General features: G+C 74.3%; 20 protein-coding genes. 1 reads left to right on the forward strand and 19 read right to left on the reverse strand.

Annotated features, from left to right (window positions below):
* Positions 1 to 59 precede the first annotated feature (59 nt).
* Positions 60 to 671: a hypothetical protein gene (locus FB586_RS14670; protein ID WP_136520059.1), complete on the forward strand. Its 612-nt coding sequence runs from the start codon at positions 60 to 62 to the stop codon at positions 669 to 671.
* On the opposite strand, the gene FB586_RS14675 is transcribed toward FB586_RS14670, so the two are convergent.
* The 19 genes from FB586_RS14675 to FB586_RS14765 all read right to left on the reverse strand — a co-directional run bounded on the left by FB586_RS14675 (position 658) and on the right by FB586_RS14765 (position 21,188).
* A complete protein-coding gene (locus tag FB586_RS14675; protein ID WP_136520262.1) occupies positions 658 to 3,027 on the reverse strand; it encodes a RelA/SpoT family protein in 2,370 nt (789 codons plus the stop codon). The genes FB586_RS14670 and FB586_RS14675 overlap by 14 nt on opposite strands.
* 163 nt (positions 3,028 to 3,190) lie before the next feature.
* A complete protein-coding gene (locus FB586_RS14680; RefSeq protein ID WP_136520263.1) occupies positions 3,191 to 3,730 on the reverse strand; it encodes an adenine phosphoribosyltransferase in 540 nt (179 codons plus the stop codon).
* A gap of 5 nt (positions 3,731 to 3,735) precedes the next feature.
* On the reverse strand, positions 3,736 to 4,833 hold the full coding sequence (secF, locus tag FB586_RS14685; protein WP_136520060.1) for a protein translocase subunit SecF: 1,098 nt from the start codon (positions 4,831 to 4,833) through the stop codon (positions 3,736 to 3,738).
* Positions 4,833 to 6,785: a protein translocase subunit SecD gene (secD, locus tag FB586_RS14690; RefSeq protein WP_246036785.1), complete on the reverse strand. Its 1,953-nt coding sequence runs from the start codon at positions 6,783 to 6,785 to the stop codon at positions 4,833 to 4,835. The genes secF and secD overlap by 1 nt, the downstream gene beginning before the upstream one ends.
* Before the next feature lie 81 nt (positions 6,786 to 6,866).
* Complete coding sequence (gene yajC, locus FB586_RS14695) at positions 6,867 to 7,289, reverse strand: preprotein translocase subunit YajC (RefSeq protein WP_246036786.1); 423 nt, start codon at positions 7,287 to 7,289, stop codon at positions 6,867 to 6,869.
* 112 nt (positions 7,290 to 7,401) lie between these two features.
* Entirely contained in the window at positions 7,402 to 8,454 is a 1,053-nt protein-coding gene (gene ruvB, locus FB586_RS14700) for a Holliday junction branch migration DNA helicase RuvB (RefSeq protein WP_136520061.1), read from the reverse strand.
* A complete protein-coding gene (gene ruvA, locus FB586_RS14705) occupies positions 8,447 to 9,061 on the reverse strand; it encodes a Holliday junction branch migration protein RuvA (protein ID WP_136520062.1) in 615 nt (204 codons plus the stop codon). The genes ruvB and ruvA overlap by 8 nt, the downstream gene beginning before the upstream one ends.
* A gap of 93 nt (positions 9,062 to 9,154) precedes the next feature.
* Positions 9,155 to 9,721 (reverse strand): crossover junction endodeoxyribonuclease RuvC, encoded by a 567-nt coding sequence (ruvC, locus tag FB586_RS14710; protein WP_136520063.1) that lies wholly within the window; start codon positions 9,719 to 9,721, stop codon positions 9,155 to 9,157.
* A gap of 88 nt (positions 9,722 to 9,809) precedes the next feature.
* Positions 9,810 to 10,565 carry a YebC/PmpR family DNA-binding transcriptional regulator gene (locus FB586_RS14715; RefSeq protein WP_136520064.1) on the reverse strand — a complete coding sequence of 252 codons (756 nt, stop codon included), beginning with the start codon at positions 10,563 to 10,565 and terminating at the stop codon, positions 9,810 to 9,812.
* A 75-nt stretch (positions 10,566 to 10,640) separates the two neighbouring features.
* On the reverse strand, positions 10,641 to 11,252 hold the full coding sequence (pdxT, locus tag FB586_RS14720) for a pyridoxal 5'-phosphate synthase glutaminase subunit PdxT (protein ID WP_136520065.1): 612 nt from the start codon (positions 11,250 to 11,252) through the stop codon (positions 10,641 to 10,643).
* Positions 11,253 to 11,317: 65 nt separating this feature from the next.
* Positions 11,318 to 11,923, reverse strand: coding sequence for an NUDIX hydrolase (locus FB586_RS14725; protein WP_136520066.1), 606 nt, complete (start codon positions 11,921 to 11,923; stop codon positions 11,318 to 11,320).
* Positions 11,920 to 12,831 (reverse strand): pyridoxal 5'-phosphate synthase lyase subunit PdxS, encoded by a 912-nt coding sequence (pdxS, locus tag FB586_RS14730; RefSeq protein WP_136520067.1) that lies wholly within the window; start codon positions 12,829 to 12,831, stop codon positions 11,920 to 11,922. Before pdxS ends, FB586_RS14725 begins: the two co-directional genes overlap by 4 nt.
* A gap of 88 nt (positions 12,832 to 12,919) precedes the next feature.
* The gene (locus FB586_RS14735) at positions 12,920 to 13,639 is read right to left on the reverse strand and encodes a hypothetical protein (RefSeq protein WP_136520068.1); all 720 of its coding nucleotides are present in this window, start codon (positions 13,637 to 13,639) and stop codon (positions 12,920 to 12,922) included.
* On the reverse strand, positions 13,636 to 14,823 hold the full coding sequence (locus tag FB586_RS14740) for a glycosyltransferase family 4 protein (protein ID WP_136520266.1): 1,188 nt from the start codon (positions 14,821 to 14,823) through the stop codon (positions 13,636 to 13,638). Before FB586_RS14740 ends, FB586_RS14735 begins: the two co-directional genes overlap by 4 nt.
* 20 nt (positions 14,824 to 14,843) lie before the next feature.
* The gene (locus FB586_RS14745) at positions 14,844 to 15,812 is read right to left on the reverse strand and encodes a phosphatidylinositol mannoside acyltransferase (RefSeq protein WP_136520069.1); all 969 of its coding nucleotides are present in this window, start codon (positions 15,810 to 15,812) and stop codon (positions 14,844 to 14,846) included.
* Positions 15,809 to 16,420 (reverse strand): phosphatidylinositol phosphate synthase, encoded by a 612-nt coding sequence (gene pgsA, locus FB586_RS14750; protein ID WP_136520070.1) that lies wholly within the window; start codon positions 16,418 to 16,420, stop codon positions 15,809 to 15,811. The genes FB586_RS14745 and pgsA overlap by 4 nt, the downstream gene beginning before the upstream one ends.
* A 7-nt stretch (positions 16,421 to 16,427) precedes the next feature.
* Entirely contained in the window at positions 16,428 to 16,994 is a 567-nt protein-coding gene (locus FB586_RS14755) for an HIT family protein (protein WP_370741091.1), read from the reverse strand.
* Between the two features lie 9 nt (positions 16,995 to 17,003).
* Complete coding sequence (gene thrS, locus FB586_RS14760) at positions 17,004 to 19,007, reverse strand: threonine--tRNA ligase (protein WP_136520268.1); 2,004 nt, start codon at positions 19,005 to 19,007, stop codon at positions 17,004 to 17,006.
* 129 nt (positions 19,008 to 19,136) lie between these two features.
* The gene (locus tag FB586_RS14765) at positions 19,137 to 21,188 is read right to left on the reverse strand and encodes an NAD(+) synthase (protein WP_136520071.1); all 2,052 of its coding nucleotides are present in this window, start codon (positions 21,186 to 21,188) and stop codon (positions 19,137 to 19,139) included.
* Positions 21,189 to 21,220 lie beyond the last annotated feature (32 nt).

Here is a 21,220-nt window from a genome sequence, read left to right on the forward strand (position 1 = left end):
TGTCCACAGGACGCCCGTACCCCGGCCCGGCCGGCCCTGCCGGCGGCATCCTGACGGGCATGGTCCCCGGCCTCGACCCGTCCACGCCCCCCGCGCCCGCGGCCCTCGTCCGTCTGCGCCCCCGTCCCGTCGACCTGCCGCCGGTCGTGCACCGCGCCGACGTCGGCCCGCTCGCGTGGGCGGGCATGCTCGCGGACGGCGCGCTGGTGCCGCTGCGCGGCGACGTGGCCCGCACCGCGGGGACGGCGGAGACGCCGGCCGTCCGCGCCGCCGCGGTCGCCCGGCTCGTACCGCCCCGCGGTGTCGTCGGTCGGACGGCAGCCGTGTGGGTCCACACCGGCGGTCCGCCGCCCCGACGTGTCGACGTCCTCGTTGCCTCCGGGGCGCGGCGGCCCGACCCCCACCCGGACCGCCGGGTGGCGGAGGCCGTGCTCGGGCCGGAGGACGTCGTCGCTCTGGGCCCGGTCCGCGTCACGACGCCGCTGCGCACCGCGCTGGACGTGGCGCGGTGGGAGACGTCGGCGTCCGCGCAGGAGGCGCTGGCGCGTCTGGCGTCGGCCGGGGTCGACCTCGTGGCGGCACTCCGTGCCCTCCACCGCTTCGAGGGGCACCGCGGCGTGCGGTCCGGCCGCGCGGCCCTCGTGGCGGCGTGCGCCGTCAGGCGCGGATGACCGGCTCCTCCGCCGCGCGCGAACCGGTCACGCGGTAGACGTCGAAGACGCCCTCGACCTTGCGCACCGCGGACAGCACCGAGGCGAGGTGGGACGGCTCGGCCATCTCGAAGACGAACCGGGACAGCGCGACCCGGTCGCGGGATGTCGAGACCGACGCCGACAGGATGTTCACGTGGTGGTCGGACAGGACGCGCGTCACGTCCGACAGCAGACGGCTGCGGTCGAGCGCCTCCACCTGGATCTGGACGAGGAACAGCTGCGAGCTCGTGTGGCTCCAGCCGACCTCGACCAGCCGCTCGGGCTGGCGGCGCAGCGCCTCGACGTTGATGCAGTCGGTGCGGTGCACCGACACGCCCTGGCCGCGCGTGACGAAGCCGAGGATGTCGTCCCCCGGCACCGGGGTGCAGCACTTGGCGAGCTTGACCCAGACGTCGTCGACGCCCTTGACCACGACGCCCGGGTCGCCCGTGCGCACGCGCCGCGTCGCCTGCCCCGGCCGTGCGGTCTCCGCCAGGTCCTCCTCGGCGGCCGGCTCGCCGCCGAGCGAGTGGACGAGCTTCTGCACGACGGACGCCGCGGACACCTGCCCCTCGCCGACCGCGGCGTAGAGCGCCGACACGTCGGCGTACCGCATCTCGTGCGCGAGGGCGACGAGCGCCTCGTGGGACATGAGCCGCTGGATCGGCAGGTTCTGCTTGCGCATCGCCTTCGCGATGGCGTCCTTGCCGTGCTCGACCGCCTCCTCGCGGCGCTCCTTCGTGAACCACTGCCGGATCTTGTTGCGCGCGCGGGGGCTCTTGACGAAGCCCAGCCAGTCGCGGCTGGGCCCGGCGGTCTCGGAGCGGGACGTGAACACCTCGACGACGTCGCCGTTCTCCAGCGTCGAGTCCAGCGGGACGAGGCGCCCGTTCACGCGGGCACCCATGGTCCGGTGACCGACCTCGGTGTGCACCGCGTACGCGAAGTCCACGGGCGTCGACCCGGCCGGCAGCGCCTGGACGTCGCCCTTCGGCGTGAACACGTAGACCTCGGCGCCCGCGATCTCGTCGCGCAGCAGGTCGAGGAACTCGGTCGGGTCGGCGGTCTCGCGCTGCCAGTCCACGAGCTGGCGCAGCCACGCCATGTCGTTGCCGTCCTGGCCGCCGTCCTTCGAGTTCTCCTTGTACTTCCAGTGCGCCGCGACGCCGTACTCCGCGCGCCGGTGCATGTCGTGCGTGCGGATCTGGATCTCGACGGGCTTGCCACCCGGCCCGATCACCGTGGTGTGCAGCGACTGGTAGAGGTTGAACTTCGGCATCGCGATGTAGTCCTTGAACCGGCCGGGGACCGGGTTCCACCGCGCGTGCAGGGCGCCGAGGGCCGCGTAGCAGTCGCGCACCGTGTCGACGAGGACGCGGACGCCCACGAGGTCGTAGATGTCCGCGAAGTCGCGGCCGCGGACGATCATCTTCTGGTAGATCGAGTAGTAGTGCTTCGGCCGGCCCGTCACGGTGGCGCGGATCTTCGCGTTGCGCAGGTCGGTGCCCACCTGCTCACGGACCGTGGCGAGGTACTCCTCGCGGGCCGGCGCACGCTCCGCCACGAGGTGCACGATCTCGTCGTAGACCTTGGGGTACAGCGTCGCGAACGACAGGTCCTCGAGCTCCCACTTGATCGTGTTCATGCCGAGCCGGTGCGCGAGCGGCGCGTAGATCTCGAGCGTCTCGCGTGCCTTCTTCTCGGCCGAGGCCGCCGCGACGAACTTCCACGTCCGGGCGTTGTGCAGCCGGTCGGCGAGCTTGATGACGAGCACGCGGATGTCGCGGGACATCGCGACGACCATCTTGCGGACCGTCTCGGCCTGCGCGGCGTCGCCGTACGCGACCTTGTCGAGCTTCGTGACCCCGTCGACCAGCATCGCGACCTCGGGCCCGAACTCCCGGCGCAGCTGCTCGAGGGAGTAGTCGGTGTCCTCCACCGTGTCGTGCAGGAGCGCCGCGACGAGCGTGGAGGGCGTCATGCCCAGCTCGGCGAGGATCGTCGTCACCGCGACGGGGTGCGTGATGTACGGGTCGCCGCTCTTGCGCAGCTGGCCTCGGTGGGCGCGCTCGGCGACCACGTAGGCCTGCTCGACCGCGGACAGGTCCGCCTTCGGGTGGTTCTGCCGCACCGCCTGCAGGACCGGCTCGAGCGCCGGGTACGTGACGGTCGACCGGCCGGACAGGCGGGCCAGCCGCGCGCGCACACGGCTCGCGGAGGAGCCGGGCGGGTCACCGACCTCCGCCGTCGCAGGGACGCCACCGCCGGGCGTCGCCTCGGCGGGCTCCGCCGGAGGGACGGGCGCGGGCGCGCCGCCGGGCGCCTCCGAGGGCACGGCCTTCACCTTCTCGTTCACGGCACCCCCTCCCCCGACCGATCCGCCTCAGCCCGTCGGCGGTCGCCGACGGTGAGGACCTGGTCCGACGAGTCTACGTCGGCGCCGGCGAACACCCGCACGCGGCGGTCCGCACGGGTGACGGACCGCCGCGCGGCGGAACTCAGAGGGTGAGCAGCGCCGACACGCGGTGGCCGGACAGCAGCGCACGACCGGCCAGGGCCTCGAGCTCGACGAGGAAGCTCAGCCCCACCACCTCGGCACCGCACCGCTCGAGCAGGTCCACCGTGGCCGCCGCGGTGCCGCCGGTGGCGAGCACGTCGTCGACCACGAGGACCCGCGCGCCGTGCCGCACCGTGAAGGGCTGCACCTCCACGGTGGCGCTGCCGTACTCCAGGTCGTACGTCGCCGACGCGACGGGCCCGGGCAGCTTGCCGGCCTTGCGCACCGGCACGACGCCCGCGCCCAGCGCCGTGGCGACCGGTGCGGCGAGGAGGAAGCCGCGCGCCTCCATCCCCGCGACCAGGTCGACCGGGCCGGGCGCGTCGGCGACCAGGGCGGCGACGACCTCCGCGAACGCCTCGGCGTCCGCGAGCAGCGGCATGATGTCGCGGAACTGCACGCCCGGCTCGGGGAAGTCCGGGACCGTGCGCAGCAGCCCGTCGACCCGCCGCGCCAGCGCGGCCCGGGCGTCGTCCGTCAGCGCGCTCACCGGTTCTTGCGCCGCGGCTGCGCCGCCTGGCCCTGGTGCGCCCCCGGCCGCAGCGCGGCGGTGGCCCGCGGCGCGCCGGCCAGGGCGGGCTCGCCCTCCCCGCCGTCCGTCGTCGCGGTGCCGGCGCGCTGCGCGAGCACCTTGTCGGTGTGCCGGCGGACGCGCGGCTCGCGCTCCCGCAGCGACACCTCGATCGGCGTGGCGAGGAAGATCGACGAGTACGTGCCGACCAGCATGCCGACGAACAGCGACAGCGCGATGTCCCGCAGCGTGCCCGCACCGAGGATGAAGGCGCCGACCACGAGGATCGACAGCACGGGCAGCAGCGCCACGACCGACGTGTTGATCGACCGCACGAGGGTCTGGTTGAGCGCGAGGTTGGCGCGCTCGGCGTAGGTGAAGCGCGTCTGGTCGAGCGTGTCCGTCGTGTTCTCGCGCACCTTGTCGAACACCACGACGGTGTCGTAGATCGAGTACGCGAGGATCGTGAGGAACCCGATGACCGTCGCGGGGGTGACCTCCCACCCGACGGCCGCGTAGATGCCGACCGTGAGGATCAGGTCGTGGAACAGCGCGATGATCGCCGCGGCGGCCATCCGCCAGTTCCGGAAGTAGAAGGTCATCGTGAGCATGACGAGCACGAGGAAGACGCCGAGACCTGTGAGGGCCTTCTCCGACACGTCCTGGCCCCACGACGGGCCGATGAACTCGCTCGTGACGTCCTCGGCCGGCACGTCGAACGCGGTCGCGAGCGCCTCGGAGACCTCGGCCACCTCGCCCTCCGCCAGCTGCGAGGTCTGGATGCGCAGCGAGGAGGCGCCCACGTTCGTGACCCGCGGCACCTCGTCCGGGCTCACCGACTGCACCGTCTCGACGGCGAGCTCCTGGTCCTGGTCGCGCACGTCGGAGACGGTGAACTGCGAACCGCCGCGGAAGTCGATGCCCGGGTTCAGGCCCGGCCGCACGAGCAGCACGAGCGAGAGGAGCACCAGGACGCCCGAGACCAGGTAGAACCGGCGGCGCCTGCCGACGACGTCGTACGAGCGCCGTCCCGTGTAGAGGTCGTTGCCCCACTGGGCGAAACCGGAGGCCATCAGTGGTCGCTCCCCTCGGGGCGCCCGGTGGGCGCGTCGGACGTGGTCGTCGGGGAGTCCGGTGCGTCGTCGACGCCCGCCTCCCGGCTGTCGGCCTGGGCGGCGGCGCGCGCGGCTGCACGCCGCTCGGCGATGGTCGGGCCGCCGACCCCAGCCGCGACCGGCTGCTGGACGCGACGCGCGGGCGCGGGTCCGGCCTTCGCCTCGTCCGCCGACGACGGCGTCCCTGCACCGCTCGTGACCACGCGGCCGCGGCCGGTGTAGCGCACGCGCGGGGCGTCGACGCCGAGCCGTCGGGGATCGAGCCCGGAGGCGGGGTGGCCCTCGGCGAAGAACCGGGTCCGGGCGAGCAGCTGCATGAGCGGCCGGGTGAACCAGAAGACGATGAGCAGGTCCATGACCGTCGTCAGGCCGAGCGTGAAGGCGAAGCCACGGACGCCGCCGACCGCCAGCGCGTAGAGCACGATCGCCGCGAGGAAGTTCACGGCGTCGGACGCGATGATCGTGCGGCGCGCGCGCTCCCAGCCGCGGTCCACCGCGGCCGCGAGCGAGCGTCCGTCGCGCAGCTCGTCGCGGATGCGCTCGAAGTAGACGATGAACGAGTCCGCCGTGACCCCGATGCCGACGATGACGCCGGCGACGCCGGGCAGCGAGAGCCGGTACCCCTGCCACCAGGAGAGCAGCGTGATCGCGCCGTACGTGAGGAGCGCGGCGACCACGAGGGACGCGACCGTGACGAGGCCGAGCGCGCGGTACTGGAACAGCGAGTACACGACCACGAGGAGCAGACCGAGCAGGCCGGCGAGCAGGCCGTTGCGCAGCTGCTCGGCACCGAGCGTCGCGGAGATCTGCTGCTCGCTCTGCACCTGGAAGCTGATCGGCAGCGACCCGAAGCTCAGCTGGTTCGCCAGCGCCGCCGCCGAGTCCCGCGTGAACGTCCCGGAGATCTCCGCCTGGCCGTTCGGGATGACCTCGTTGACCGAGGGCGCCGAGATCACCAGCGCGTCGAGCACGACCGCGAACTGGTTGAGCGGCTGCTGCTGCGTCGCCAGGCGCGTCGTCGTCTCGGTGAACTTCGGCGTGCCCGACGAGGTGAACTCGAGGTTCACGACCCACTCGTTGGTCTGCGCGCCGCTCGGCAGCGTCCGCAGGCCCGAGGTGGCCGTGTCGATGTCCGAGCCCTCGATCTCGACGGGACCGAGGATGAACTTCGCCGTCCCCTCCTGGTCGCACGTGACGAGGGCCCTGTCCGCCGGACCCGAGACGCCGCCGGTGCGGTTCTCGGGCAGGGTGCAGTCGAGCTCCTCGAACTGCGCCTGGACCGCCGGCGTCACGTAGTACGCGATGTCGCTCGGGCTGGTCGGCTCGGCCGTGGCCGGCTCGTCCGACGGCTCCTCCGCCGGGGCGGACGCCTCGGGCGACGGGGTGGCCCCGGCAGCGGCGTCGCCCTCCGCGGCCGCGTCCGCACCCTCCGCGGCGGGGTCGGCCGGTGCGGCCGACTCCTCGGGGGCGGGCGTCTCCGTCGCGGCCGGGTCGGCCGGCGTCGTGGGCGTCGGCGCACCGACCGCCAGCACGGGACGGAACTCCATCTGGGCCGACGTCCGGACGAGGTCGAGCGTCTCCTCGCTCGGGCGCCCGGGCAGCGCGACGACGATGTTCGAGCCGCCCTGGCTGGTGATCTCCGCCTCGGCCACGCCGGAGGCGTCGACGCGCTGGCGGATGACGCCGATGGCCTGGTCGATCGTCTCGGACGTCACCTGGCCCTCCGCCTCGGCGACGGGCTGCAGGATGACCTGCGTCCCACCCTCGAGGTCGAGCGCGAGGCTCGGCGTCAGCTCGGCGTCGCTCCACCGGCTGCCGGCGAAGATCGTCGCGAAGATCGCGCCGATCAGGACCCCGAGGGCGACGAGCGTACGGATCGGCCGTTCACGGCGAGGAGGAGGAGGGGCCAACGGAGTTCTTCTCTCGTGCGCGCACCGGCCGCGGTGCGGCCGGTGGGATCGAGGCCCGGGCGTCGTCGCCCGGGCCGGCGGTCACTTCCTGTCGGTGTCGTCGTCGTCGCGGCGCGGGTTCTCCGGCGGCAGCGACGACAGGTCGTCCGGGACCTCGATGACGTCGTCGTCACGACGGTCCGTGGCGTCCACGTCGTCCTCGACGACGATCTCCTCGTCGTCCGCGACCACCGGCGGGTCGACCTTGCGGGCGATGGCCGCCTTCAGCCAGCGGGTCTGCGAGCCCGGGGTCGACTCGAGCGTCACGACGTCGCCGTCGACGGCCGTGACGGTGCCGAAGAGACCCGAGCCCGTCATGACCTCGTCGCCCACCTGGAGCGTGTTGCGCAGGTCCATCATCTCGCGCTGCTGCTTGCGGGTGCGGCTCGACATGAACCACAGGGCCGCGAAGGCCACGAGCAGGATGATGAGGAACGAGTAGTCCATGAGGTCCGGGATCTCCATCGGTGTCGACGTCCGCCGCAGTCTAGGCGCCGCGGCCGGAGCCTCCAACGTCCGTCCGCCCCGCGAGGTTCCCGGCGACGGGCACGCCCGCGTCCGCGCACGGCGCGCCGCGTCAGCCGAACAGCGTGTCGGCGGGCGCCGGCCGGTCGAGCCCCAGGTGGTCCCACGCGGCCGGCAGCGCGACCCGCCCGCGGGGCGTGCGCCCGACCAGTCCCTCGCGCACGAGGAACGGCTCGGCCACCGTCTCGACGGTCTCGGGCTCCTCCCCCACCGCGACCGCCAGCGTCGTGAGCCCGACGGGCCCGCCGCCGAACCGCAGGCACAGCGCCTCCAGGACCGACCGGTCGAGGCGGTCGAGACCGCGCGCGTCGACCTCGTACACCTCGAGCGCCGCCCGGGCGGCGGCGAGCGTCAGCCGGCCGTCGCCGCGCACCTCCGCCCAGTCGCGCACGCGCCGCAGGAGCCGGTTCGCGATGCGCGGGGTCCCGCGCGAGCGGCCGGCGATCTCGGCGGCGGCGTCGGCGTCGAGCGGGACGTCGAGGAGGCCGGCGGAGCGCAGCAGCACGCGCTCGAGCTCGTCGTCCGCGTAGAAGTCGAGATGGCCCGTGAAGCCGAAGCGGTCGCGCAGCGGCGCCGGGAGCAGACCCGCGCGCGTCGTCGCGCCGACCACCGTGAACGGGGGCAGCGAGAGCGGGATCGCGCTGGCGCCCGCCCCCTTGCCCACGACGACGTCGACGCGGAAGTCCTCCATCGCGACGTAGAGGAGCTCCTCGGCGGGCCGCGCGAGGCGGTGGATCTCGTCGAGGAACAGCACCTCGCCCTCCTCGAGGGAGGACAGCACGGCGGCGAGGTCGCCCGCGTGCTGGATCGCCGGGCCGCTCGTGACGCGCAGCGACGCACCGAGCTCGGCGGCGATGATCATGGCGAGCGTCGTCTTGCCCAGCCCGGGCGGGCCCGACAGGAGGACGTGGTCGGGGGCACGGCCGCGGTTCAGCGCGGCGTGCAGCACGAGCGAGAGCTGGTCGCGCACGACCCGCTGCCCGACGAACTCGTCCAGGCGGCGCGGCCGCAGCGCCGCCTCGGCGGCGCGCTCCAGGTCGTCCGCGCCCGAGCGCACCAGGGACTCCGCGGTCTCCGCGTCCCGGGCGGCGTCGTCGTCATGCACGGGAACCTCCGAGCACGCGCAGCGCGGCACGCAGGACGCCGGGCACCTCGTCCGCGCCCACGGGCTCCGCGCCGCCCTCCAGCACGCCGGTCACGGCGTCCTGCGCCGCGCGCAGCGGCCAGCCGAGGCCGACGAGCGCGTCCACGACCTGGTCGCGGTGGTCGGGCGTCGCCGCTGCACGGGTGGCTCCCGCGTGCGAGGGCGCCGGCGCGCCGAGCCGGTCCGCGAGCTCGAGCACGATCCGCTGGGCGCCCTTGCGCCCGATGCCGGGGACGCGCACGAGCGCGGCGAGGTCCTCGTCCGCGACCGCGCGCCGCAGCCCGTCCGGGGTGTGCACCGCGAGCATCGCGAGCGCCAGGCGCGGCCCGACCCCCGTCACGGTCTGGAGGACCTCGAAGACGTCGCGCTCGTCGGCGTCCGCGAACCCGAACAGCGTGAGGGAGTCCTCGCGCACGACGAGCGACGTGAAGAGCCGCGCGGGCTGGTCCACGCGCAGCCCCGCGAGGGTCGTCGGCGTCGCCTGCACGAGCATGCCGACCCCGCCCACCTCGACGACGGCCGAGTCGAGCCGCACCGTCAGGACCGTCCCGTGCACGGACGCGATCACCGCACGCACCTCCCGATCGCCGGCCCCGCCGCGGCGGCGGGCGCACGGCTGCTCACTGTGCCACAGGGGCGAACACGTGTACGAACGACACGCTCAGCCACGCCGGCGCGCGGCCTGCTCGGCCGCCGCCCACGCGCGCTGCGCGGCGGTCATCGACCCGGGCGCCCGCTGCGGGGCGCCGATCGCCCCCGCGGGACGCCACAGGTGGCAGATGGCGAGGGCCAGGGCGTCCGCGGCGTCCGCGGGACGCGGTGCGGTCTCGAGCTCGAGCAGCCGCCGGACCATGGACTGCACCTGCGCCTTGTCCGCGCGGCCGCTGCCCGTGACGGCCGCCTTGACCTCGCTGGGGGTGTGCATCGCGACGGGGATGCGCCGGCGCGCGGCGGCGACGAGCGCGAGCCCTGCGACCTGCGCGGTGCCCATGACCGTGCTCACGTTGTGCTGCGCGAACACCCGCTCCACGGCGACCGTGTCCGGCGCGTGCTCCTCGAGGTACTCCTCGATGCGGCGCTCGATGCGCAGCAGGCGCTGGTCCACGTCGAGGCCGGGCTCGGACGTCGCGACGTCGACCGCGACCATGCGCAGCCGCCGTCCGGGCAGCCCGTCGACCACGCCGAGTCCGCAACGGGTGAGACCGGGGTCGACTCCGAGCACGCGCACGGGCCCATCGTCTCAGCCCGGACCGCCGGGACCGTGCAGGGACGACAGCGCGCCGGGCCCCGAGGGGACCCGGCGCGCCGTCGTCGCGTCACTCGTCGTCGAGCTGCGCCATGACCTCGTCGGGGGCGTCGAAGTTCGCGTAGACGTTCTGCACGTCGTCGGAGTCCTCGAGCGCGTCGATCAGCTTGAGGATCTTGCGCGCACCGTCCACGTCGACCTCGATCTGCGTCGAGGGCCAGAACACGACGTCCGCGGAGTCGTACTCGATGCCGGCCTCCTGCAGGGCCGTGCGGACGGGCACCAGGTCGGTCGCCTCGGACAGCACCTCGAACTGCTCGCCGAGGTCGGTGACCTCCTCGCCGCCGGCCTCGAGCACCGCCTCCATGACCGCGTCCTCGTCGGTGCCCTCCTTGGGCACGATGACGACGCCCTTGCGGCTGAAGATGTACGACACCGAGCCCGGGTCGGCCATCTGCCCGCCGTTGCGCGTGAACGCGACGCGGACGTCGGACGCCGCGCGGTTGCGGTTGTCGGTGAGGCACTCGACCAGGACGGCGATGCCGCCGGGGCCGTAGCCCTCGTACATGATCGTCTGGTAGTCGGCGCCGCCGGCCTCCGCGCCGGAGCCGCGCTTGACCGCGCGGTCGATGTTGTCGTTCGGCACCGACGACTTCTTCGCCTTCTGGATGGCGTCGAAGAGCGTGGGGTTGCCGGCGGGGTCACCGCCGCCCGTGCGGGCCGCGACCTCGATGTTCTTGATGAGCTTCGCGAAGAGCTTGCCGCGCTTCGCGTCGATCACGGCCTTCTTGTGCTTCGTGGTGGCCCACTTGGAGTGACCCGACATGCCTCGTCTACCCTCCGTCTCCGCTGGTCCGGTGGCGCGCTGCCCCGCACGTCGACGGTGCCGGGCGCCGCGAGCTCACCGGCTCTCGCGGACGATCTGCACGAACAGGCGGTGCACCCGCGTGTCCCCGGTCACCTCCGGGTGGAACGAGGTGACGAGCACAGGGCCCTGGCGCACCGCGACGATCCTACCGGCGGCCGGACCCTCCTCGACGCGGCCGACCACGGTCGCGGCCGGCCCGACCTCCTCCACCCACGGCGCCCGGATGAAGACGCCGTGCACCGGCGCGTCGCGCGAGTCCTCGACCCCGTCGATCACGAGGTCCGTCTCGAACGAGTCGACCTGCCGCCCGAACGCGTTGCGGCGCACCGTGATGTCGACGCCGCCGAGGGTCCGCTGCCCCTCGATCCCGCCGAGGATCCGGTCCGCCAGCAGGATCATCCCCGCGCACGAGCCGTACGCCGGCATGCCCTCGCGCAGCCGCTCCTGCACGGGCTCGAACAGGTCGAACGCGCGCAGCAGCTTGTCGATGGTCGTCGACTCCCCGCCCGGGACGACCAGCGCGTCCACCGCGTCGAGCTCGCTGCGTCGGCGCACGCCCACCGCACGTGCCCCCTCGTGCTCGAGGGCGGCGACGTGCTCGCGCACGTCGCCCTGCAGGGCCAGGACACCGATCGTGGGGCTCACGGGCGTCGATCCTAGGTCGCGCCCGGCCCCGCCCCGGCCGCCGCCCACGAGGGCTGGTCCGGCCCTCACTCCCGGGCGAGCCCCAGGTGCCGCACCTGCCCGTCCCACGCGAGCACCGACCGCACGAGCTCCGCCAGACCGGCCGGGAAGACCTCGATCTCCACGGCGGCCAGCGCGTCGAGGTCCCACCAGCGCAGCTCGTCGATGACGTCGAGCTCCACGTCGGTCCAGCCCTCGCGCGACAGCGCACCCACGTCGGACTCGCGGACGCGGGCGAGGAAGATCTCCTCGTCCTGGCGGCAGTGCCGCGCGAAGAAGTCGAAGATCGCCGAGCGCGTGAACACCGGCCCCACCAGGTCGTCGGCGCGCAGCGCGATCCCGGTCTCCTCGCGGACCTCGCGCACCGCGGCCGACCGCGGGTCCTCGCCGTCGTCCAGCCCGCCGCCCACCGTGAACCACCACGAGCGGTCCGGCTGGTCGGCGTCGTGCCCGCGCACCAGCAGGACGCGGTCGTGCTCGTCCAGCAGGATGACGCGGGCGGCCCGCCGGAACAGCAGGCCGTCCGGCCCCAGCCGCCACTCCGGCCCGAAGCCGCGGACGGCACCGCCCCCGTCCTCGCCGGCGGGCGGGGCGGGGGCGGTGCCGGGGTCCTGCGGGAGCGGCGACGTCACCAGCCGCGCTCGGCCAGGCGGTGCGGGACGGGCACGTCGTCGACGTTGATGCCGACCATGGCCTCGCCGAGGCCGCGCGAGACCTTCGCGATGACGTCGGGGTCGTCGTAAAAGGTCGTGGCCTTGACGATCGCGGCGGCGCGCTCCGCGGGGTTGCCCGACTTGAAGATGCCTGACCCGACGAACACGCCCTCGGCACCGAGCTGCATCATCATCGCCGCGTCCGCGGGGGTCGCGATGCCGCCGGCGGTGAAGAGCACGACGGGGAGCCTGCCCGTGGTCGCGACCTCCTTGACGAGCTCGTACGGCGCCTGCAGCTCCTTCGCCGCGAGGTACAGCTCGTCCTCGGGCAGCGAGGTGAGGCGCCGGATCTCGTCGCGCAGCGTGCGCATGTGCGTCGTCGCGTTGGAGACGTCGCCCGTGCCGGCCTCGCCCTTCGAGCGGATCATCGCGGCGCCCTCGGTGATGCGGCGCAGGGCCTCGCCGAGGTTGGTCGCACCGCAGACGAACGGGACGGTGAACGCCCACTTGTCGATGTGGTGGGCGTAGTCGGCCGGCGTGAGGACCTCGGACTCGTCGACGTAGTCGACGCCCAGGCTCTGCAGGACCTGCGCCTCGACGAAGTGGCCGATGCGGGCCTTCGCCATCACCGGGATCGAGACCGTCGAGATGATGCCGTCGATCAGGTCCGGGTCGCTCATGCGCGCGACGCCACCCTGCGCGCGGATGTCGGCCGGCACGCGCTCGAGCGCCATGACGGCGACGGCACCCGCGTCCTCGGCGATCTTGGCCTGCTCGGGCGTGACGACGTCCATGATGACGCCGCCCTTGAGCATCTCCGCCATGCCGCGCTTCACGCGCGCGGTGCCCACCTCGCCGGCGGCGCTGGGCTGGGTGTTCTCGGTCACTGCAGACCTCTTCGATCCAGGGTTCGGGACGAGCGACGCTCCGGGGCGCGCCATCGAGCGCCGGCCGCCGTGGTCAGGACGGCTCATCCTAGTTCGTCGGACCCGTCCCGGGGGTGCCCGTCCCACCGGGGCGCGGGGCCGTCTGCTCGCCCGGTCGCGGGAGGCCCGCGGGCCAGGCGTCGTCCATCTCGAGGGTGCGCGGCTCGGGCGCGTGACCGGCCAGGCGCAGCGCGCGCACGACCACGCCGCGGCGGACCCGCTGCGTCTGCGCCACCGCCTCGTTGTGGAAGCGACGCGCCAGCTGCACCCGGTACCAGGCCGCGGCCAGCGCGTCGAGCAGCTCCTGCCCGCCGGGCTCGGCACCCAGACCCAGGACCTCGTCCCGGTCGTCGAGCACCTCGTCCAGCGCGGCCGTCAGCTCGCTCTCCACCAGGCCCCGGTCGGCAGCCGGCGCCGGACCGGGCGGGACCGTGCCCGCACGGCCGTCCGCGTCGGCACGCAGCAGGACCGCGAGGTCCGCCGGCAGCAGCCCGGCGGGCAGGTCGCCGTCCGCCCCGCTCGCGCTGAGCGCCGCCCACGCGGCCTCGCCCACGACGACCGAGCTCGCGGGGTCCAGCAGGCCGCTCGTCGCGAGCTCGGCCGCGACCGTGGCACGCCGCACGAGCTGCGCCTCGACGACGGCGCGCGAGGCGCCGACCTTGCGGTGCAGCCGGTCGAGCCGGCTGGCGCGCACCCAGACGAGCCACAGCAGCACGGCGAGCACCGCCACGGCGAGGAGCGCCGCGTCGGTCCAGGCCGCGCCGCTCACGTCCGGCCCCGGCGGAGCTCGAGCAGACGCGCGCCGCGCAGCGACGACGGGTCCTCGCCGACGGGGGCGTCGCGGCCGGCGACCGCCATCTCGTACACGGCGAGGACCTGGTCCGTCACGGCGGACCAGTCGTAGCGCCCGACCACACGGGACGCGTGGGCGGTGACCGCCTCGCGGCGAGCGGGGTCGCCCAGCACGTCGACCAGCGTGCGCGCGAGGTCGTCCGGGTCGCCGGTGCGGAACAGCACGCCCGCCTCCCCCTCGTCCAGCACCCGCGTGAACGCGCCCAGGTCGCTCGCGACGACCGCGGCACCGGCCGCCATCGCCTCGACGAGGACGATGCCGAAGCTCTCGCCGCCGGTCTGCGGCGCGACGTAGACGTCCGCGGACGCCAGCAGACGGGCCTTGTCCTCCTCGCTGACCCCGCCCAGCAGCTCGACCGCGCCCGCGCGCGGACCGAGGAGCTCGCGTGCCTGCTCCTCGCCCGTCTCGCCGGTGCCCGCGACCAGCAGCCGCGCGCCCGGGTACCGGTCGAGCACGGCGGGCATCGCGCGCAGCAGGACGGACAGGCCCTTGCGCGGCTCGTCGAGGCGGCCGAGGAACGCGATGGTGGGCGCCTCGGGGGTGCCGGTCCACCGCGCGTCGCGGGAGGCGGACGCGAACGCGTCCACCCAGACCCCGTTCGGGATGACCACCGCGTCGCCGCCGAGGTGCTCGACGAGGGTGCGGCGTGCGTCCTCGGAGACCGCGATCCGCAGCGAGATCTTCTCGAGCGACTGCCGCACGAGCGGGTAGGCGACCTGCAGGGGGCGCGAGCGCACGAGCGAGGTGTGGAACGTCGCGACGACGGGGCCGTCGGCGATCCACAGCGCCAGCATGCCGAGGCTCGGCGTCACGGGCTCGTGCAGGTGCAGCACGTCGAACCGGCCGGCCGTGAGCCAGCGGCGCACGCGGTTGGCCGTGACGGGCCCGAAGGTCAGGCGCGCGACGGCGCCGTTGTAGTGGACGGGCACGGCCCGGCCGGCGGCGACCAGGTAGGGCGGGACGGGCGTGTCGTCGGCGGCCGGCGCGAGCACCGAGACCTCGTGCCCGCGCGCGAGCAGCGACTCGGCGAGGTCGCGCACGTGGAACTGCACGCCCCCGGGCACGTCGAAGGAGTACGGGCAGACGATGCCCACCCGCAGGGGCCTGCTCGTCGTGGATGTCATGCGGCACCACCCGTGCCCGCGCCCGCGCGCACCGCCGCGTCCCGCGCGGGGTCCAGGTCCTCGACGAACACCCGCTGCAGCATGTGCCAGTCCTGGGGGCGCGCGTGGATCGCCTCCGCGACCCGGTCCACCCAGGCCTGCGTCGCCCGGCGCACCTGCTCCGGGCGCGGGACGTCGGCCGGCACCTGCACCGGCGGGAGGAACGCGATCCGGATGCCCCACGGACCGCCCGCGGCACGGCGGCGGGCACCGCGCAGCCGCTCGTACGTGATGGCCGCCGGCACCAGCGGTGCGCCGCTGCTCACGCTCAGTGCGGCAGGCCCGGCGGCGACGCGGGCGCGCCGGCCGAACAGGTCGACCTCGACGCCCTTGGCGGTGAGGTCACGGTCCGCGAGCAGCGGCAGGAGGCCCGGGCCGGTCCGCACGACGCGGGTCAGGCGCCGGAACACGTCACCCCCGCCGGTCAGCGGCACGATCGTCAGGCCGATGCTCTCGCGGAAGGCGACGAACTCCTGGAACAGCTCCTCGGGCTCCAGCCGCTCCGCGACCGTGGTGACGGGAGCCAGGTGCGCGGTCGCCCACGCGCCCGCGAGGTCCCAGTTGCCCATGTGCGCGAGGGCCAGGACGACCTGCCGGCCGTCGTCGAGGTGGGGCCGGAGGTGCTCGCGCCCCGTCACGCGCACCCGCGCGTCGAGCTGCTCGGGCGTCAGCGCGCGCAGCGTGAAGGCCTCGCCGAAGTACCGCAGGTAGGACCGCATGCCGGCGCGCGAGAGCCGGCGCAGGGCGCGGGCGTCGAGCTCGGGCCGCACCCGCGCGAGGTTCGCCTCGAGACGGCGGACCCCGCCGCCGCGGCGCGCCCACGTGACGTCGGCGGCGAGGGTGGTCAGCGCGCGGACCACGGGACCGGGAACCCGGTGCGCGTGCCGCCACGCGAGCTGGTAGGCACGGGCGACGTCGAGGCTCACCGCGCGCCCTCCCGCACCTGCCGGCGGACGGCGGCGACGCGCTGCACGACCGTGACCGCCGACGCGACGGCGAGCAGCGCGAGCACCACGGTCATGACGACCGTGGGGGCGCCCACGCCGACGACCGCGGCGGCGACGAGCACGGCGAACAGGCGGTCCGCGCGCTCGGCGATCCCGCCGCTCGCCGTCATGCCCAGCCCCTCGGCGCGCGCACGTGCGTACGGCACGACCGAGCCCAGCACCAGGCAGACGAGCGCGAGCAGCGCGGTCGGCCGGTCGTCGCCGCCGCCCGCGTACCAGACGACGAGGCCGGAGAAGACCGCCGCGTCGCCGAAGCGGTCGAGCGTGGAGTCGAGGAACGCGCCCCAGGGACCGGAGCGGCCGGACCGGCGCGCCATGACGCCGTCGAGCGAGTCCGTCAGCGAGAACACGGTGATGACGAGGGCGCCGACCAGCAGGTGACCGGTCGGGAACGCCCACAGCGCCGTCACCACGACGCCGACCGTCCCGGCGATCGTCACCGCGTCGGGCGAGACGCCGGCCCGCAGCAGCGCGTCGGCGAGCGGGGTCCACAGGCGCGTCATGGCGCCACGCAGTCGGTTCAGCACGGCGGCGTCACTCCCCCGCCGTGCCGGGCCACGCGGCGGCGAGGCGGGCGCGCGTGTCGGCGAGGAGCTCGGGCAGGGCGCGGGTGCGCCCGACGATCGGCAGGAAGTTCGCGTCGCCGCCCCACCGGGGCACCACGTGCTGGTGCAGGTGCGCCTGGATGCCCGCACCGGCGACCTGCCCCTGGTTCATGCCCAGGTTGAAGCCGTGCGGTGCGGACACCTCGCGCAGCACCCGCATCGCGGTGCGCGTCAGCGCCGCGACCTCGGCGACCTCGTCGTCCGTCAGCTCGGTGTAGTCCGCGACGTGACGGTACGGGCACACCAGCACGTGCCCGCCGTTGTACGGGTACAGGTTGAGCACGACGTACGCCACGGCGCCGCGCGCGACGACCAGGCCCTCCTCGTCGCTCAGGCCCGGCGCACGGCAGAAGGGGCAGCCCTCCCCCGGCGCGTCGTCGGCCGGCTTGTCCGCGCCGCCGATGTACGCCATGCGGTGCGGCGTCCACAGCCGGCCGAACCCGTCGGGGACGCCGGCGAGCCCGCCCGCACCCTCGACGTCCTGGTCCTCGGGCACGCCCACCGCTCAGACCTGCACGCGGTCGCGGACGGCGGCGACGATGCGCTCGACCGCCTCGTCGACGGGCACGCCGTTGTCCTGCCGGCCGTCGCGGTAGCGGAACGACACGGCGCCGGCCTCGGCGTCCTCGCCGCCCGCGATCAGCACGAACGGGATCTTCTGCGTGCTGGCGTTGCGGATCTTCTTGCCGAAGCGGTCGTCGGACCGGTCGACCTCGGCGCGGATGCCCTGCGCACGCAGGCGCGCGACCACCTCGTCGAGGTACGGCTCGAACGGCTCGGCGACGGGCACGGCGAGCACCTGCACGGGCGCGAGCCACGCCGGGAAGGCGCCCGCGTAGTGCTCCGTCAGCACGGCGAAGAACCGCTCGATCGAGCCGAACAGCGCGCGGTGGATCATGACGGGGCGCTGGCGCGAGCCGTCCGGCGCCGTGTACTCGAGCTCGAACCGCTCGGGCAGGTTGAAGTCGAGCTGGATCGTCGACATCTGCCAGGTGCGGCCGATCGCGTCCTTCGCCTGCACCGAGATCTTCGGGCCGTAGAACGCCGCGCCGCCCGGGTCCGGGACGAGGTCGAGGCCCGAGGCCTCGGCGACCGAGCGCAGCGTCTCGGTGGCCTCCTCCCACACCTCGTCCGACCCGACCGACTTCTCGGGGTTGCGGGTCGACAGCTCGAGGTAGAAGTCGTCGAGGCCGTAGTCCTTGAGCAGGTCCAGGACGAACGTGAGCAGGCTCGTCAGCTCGTCGCGCATCTGCTCGCGGGTGCAGTAGATGTGCGCGTCGTCCTGCGTGAACCCGCGGCCGCGGGTCATCCCGTGCACGACGCCGGACTTCTCGTACCGGTACACGGTCCCGAACTCGAACAGGCGCAGCGGCAGCTCGCGGTACGAGCGCCCGCGCGACCGGAAGATCAGGTTGTGCATCGGGCAGTTCATGGGCTTGAGGTAGTAGTTCTGCCCCGCCCGCTTGACGTGCCCGTCGGCGTCCCGCTCCTCGTCGAGCTGCATGGGCGGGTACATGCCGTCGGCGTACCAGTCCAGGTGCCCGGAGATCTGGAAGAGCTGCTCCTTGGTGATGTGCGGGGTGTTCACGAAGGAGTAGCCCGCCTCGACGTGCCGGCGGCGCGAGTACTGCTCCATCTCCATGCGGACGATGCCGCCCTTGGGGTGGAACACCGACAGGCCCGAGCCGATCTCCTCGGGGAAGGAGAACAGGTCGAGCTCGTTGCCGAGCCGGCGGTGGTCGCGGCGCTCGGCCTCGGCGAGCCGCTCGAGGTAGGCCTTGAGCTCGTCCTTCGTCGGCCACGCGGTGCCGTACACGCGCTGCAGCTGGGGGTTCTTCTCGGAGCCGCGCCAGTACGCCGCCGCGGACCGGGTCAGCTGGAAGCCGTTGCCGATCAGGCGGGTGCTGGGCAGGTGGGGGCCGCGGCACAGGTCCTGCCAGACGACCGCCTCGGACTCGCGGCCGGCGCCCCGGACGTTCTGGTAGATGGACAGGCCGCCGAGCCCGACCTCGACGGACGCGCCCTCGGCGGCGTCCGTCGCCTCGCCCTTGAGCCCGATGAGCTCGAGCTTGTACGGCTCGTCGGCGAGCACCTCGCGCGCCTGCGCCTCGGAGACGTCCCAGCGCCGGAAGGTCTGGCCCTCCTTGACGATGCGGTTCATCACCTTCTCGAGGGCCTTGAGGTCCTCGGGCGTGAACGGGGTCTCGACGTCGAAGTCGTAGTAGAAGCCGTCGGTGATCGGCGGGCCGATGCCCAGGCGCGCCTTCGGGTTGACCTCCTGCACGGCCTGCGCGAGGACGTGCGCGGCCGAGTGCCGCAGCACGGCGAGGCCGTCCGGCGAGTCGATCGTGACGGCCTCGACGCTCGCGCCCGCCGGCAGCGGCAGCGCGAGGTCCTTGAGGTCGCCGTCGACGCGCACGACGACGACCTCGCGGCGGTCGCCGAACAGGTCCGTGCCCGTCGTGCCCGCCTCCACCTGTCGTGCGACGCCGTCGACGGTGAGGTCCATGAGTTCGGGCACGGGTCCAGGCTCCTTGTCGTGCGCCCGCGCCGCGGGGCGCGGCAGGTCGGCGGGGCGCCGAGCGGGCGGGTCGATGCTACCGACCCGGCCCGCGCGGCCCGTACGGCAAACCGCTCGTCAGGGCAGGCGCTCGGGCACGCGCGCCTCGATCTCCGCCAGCCACGCGGCCGCGCTCGCGTCCGACGGCATGCGCCACTCGCTGCGCGGGGACAGCGTGCCGCCGGCGCTGACCTTCGGCCCGTTCGGCAGCGCGGAGCGCTTGAACTGGTGGGCGAAGAACCGGCGGACGAACACCTGCAGCCAGTGCCGGATCTCGGCGAGGTCGTACTGCGCGCGCCGCTCCTGCGGGTACCCCGGCGGCCACGCCCCCGCCGTCGCGTCGTGCCACGCGTGCCACGCGAGGAACGCGATCCGCGACGGGCGCATGCCGTACCGCAGCACCTGGAACAGCGTGAAGTCCTGCAGCCCGTACGGGCCCACGACGTCCTCGGTGCTCTGCATGCGCTCGCCCTCGCGCACGGGGACGAGCTCGGGCGAGATCTCCTGCTCGAGCACGCGCAGCAGCACCGCGTTGGTCGCGTCGTCGAAGTGCCCCTCGCCGACGACCCAGCGGATGAGGTGCTGGATGAACGTCTTGGGCACGCCCGCGTTGACCCCGTAGTGCGACATCTGGTCGCCGACGCCGTACGTGCACCACCCGAGCGCGAGCTCGGACAGGTCGCCCGTGCCGAGGACGATGCCGCCGCGCTGGTTCGCCGCACGGAACAGGTAGTCGGTGCGCAGCCCGGCCTGGACGTTCTCGAACGTCACGTCGTACACGTCGGCGCCCTCGCCCGCGGGGTGCCCCAGGTCCGTGAGCATCTGCAGGGCGGCGGGGCGGATGTCGATCGTCTCGTACGTGGTGCCGAGCGCCTCCATGAGCGCCAGCGCGCTGCCCTTGGTCGTCTCGCTGGTCGCGAAGCCGGGCATGGTGAAGGCGAGGATGTCGCTGCGCGGGCGGCCGAGCCGGTCCATGGCGTTCGCGGCGACGATCAGCGCGTGCGTCGAGTCCAGGCCGCCGGACACGCCGATCACGATCTTCGGGTTCCCGATCGACCGCAGCCGCTGCTCGAGCGCGGACACCTGGATGTTGTAGGCCTCGTAGCAGTCGAGCGCGAGCCGCTCGGGGTCGTCCGGCACGAACGGGAACCGGTCGACGGCCCGGCGCAGGCCGACGTCGCCCGTCGGGGGCTCGAGCGTGAAGGGCACGGTGCGCCGGTCGCCGCCGGCCGCCGCCATGCCGAGCGCGCGCCGGTTGTCGTCGAACGTGCCCATGCGCAGCCGCTCCTGGCGCAGCCGTGCGAGGTCGACGTCCGCCACGGTCAGCAGCGCGCCGTCCGGGAACCGGTCGCCCTCCGCCAGCAGCTCGCCCATCTCGTACACGAGCGTCTGCCCGTCCCAGGACAGGTCGGTGCTCGACTCCCCCTGGCCCGCCGCCGCGTACACGTACGCGGCGAGGCAGCGGGCCGACGCCGACCGGACGAGCAGGCGGCGCTCCTCGGCGCGCCCGACCGTGATCGGGCTGCTCGAGAGGTTGGCCAGCACGGTGGCGCCCGCGAGCGCGGCGGTCGCGCTGGGCGGCACGGGGACCCACATGTCCTCGCAGACCTCGACGTGGAGCACGAGGTCCGGGACGTCGCTCGCGGCGAACAGCAGGTCGGTGCCGATCGGTGCCTCCTGGCCCGCGACGACGGTCGTGCCGCGCACGTCGTCCCCGGGGGCGAACCAGCGGCGCTCGTAGAACTCCCGGTAGGTGGGCAGGTGCGCCTTGGGGGCGACGCCGAGCACGCGGCCGCGGTGGACGATGACGGCCGCGTTGAGCAGGCGCGTGCCGTGCACGAGCGGTGCGCCCACGACCAGGACGGGCCGCAGGTCGACGGAGGCCGCGACGACCTCGCGCAGCGCGGTGTCGACCGCGTCGAGCAGCGTGTCCTGCAGGAACAGGTCGTCGATGGCGTACCCGGACAGGCACAGCTCCGGGAAGACGGCGACCGCCACGCCGTCGTCGTGGCACCGCCGTGCGGCGTCGAGCACTGCGGCCGCGTTGGCGACGGGGTCCGCGACGCGCACGGGCACCGTGCACGCCGCCACGCGGGCGAATCCGTGGGCGTAGGCGGAGAGGAAGTCCACGCGGCGAGTCTTCCACGCACGTGCGTCCGCGC

This window comes from Cellulomonas telluris, assembly GCF_004886325.1.
Taxonomy (GTDB): Bacteria; Actinomycetota; Actinomycetes; order Actinomycetales; family Cellulomonadaceae; genus Cellulomonas; species Cellulomonas telluris.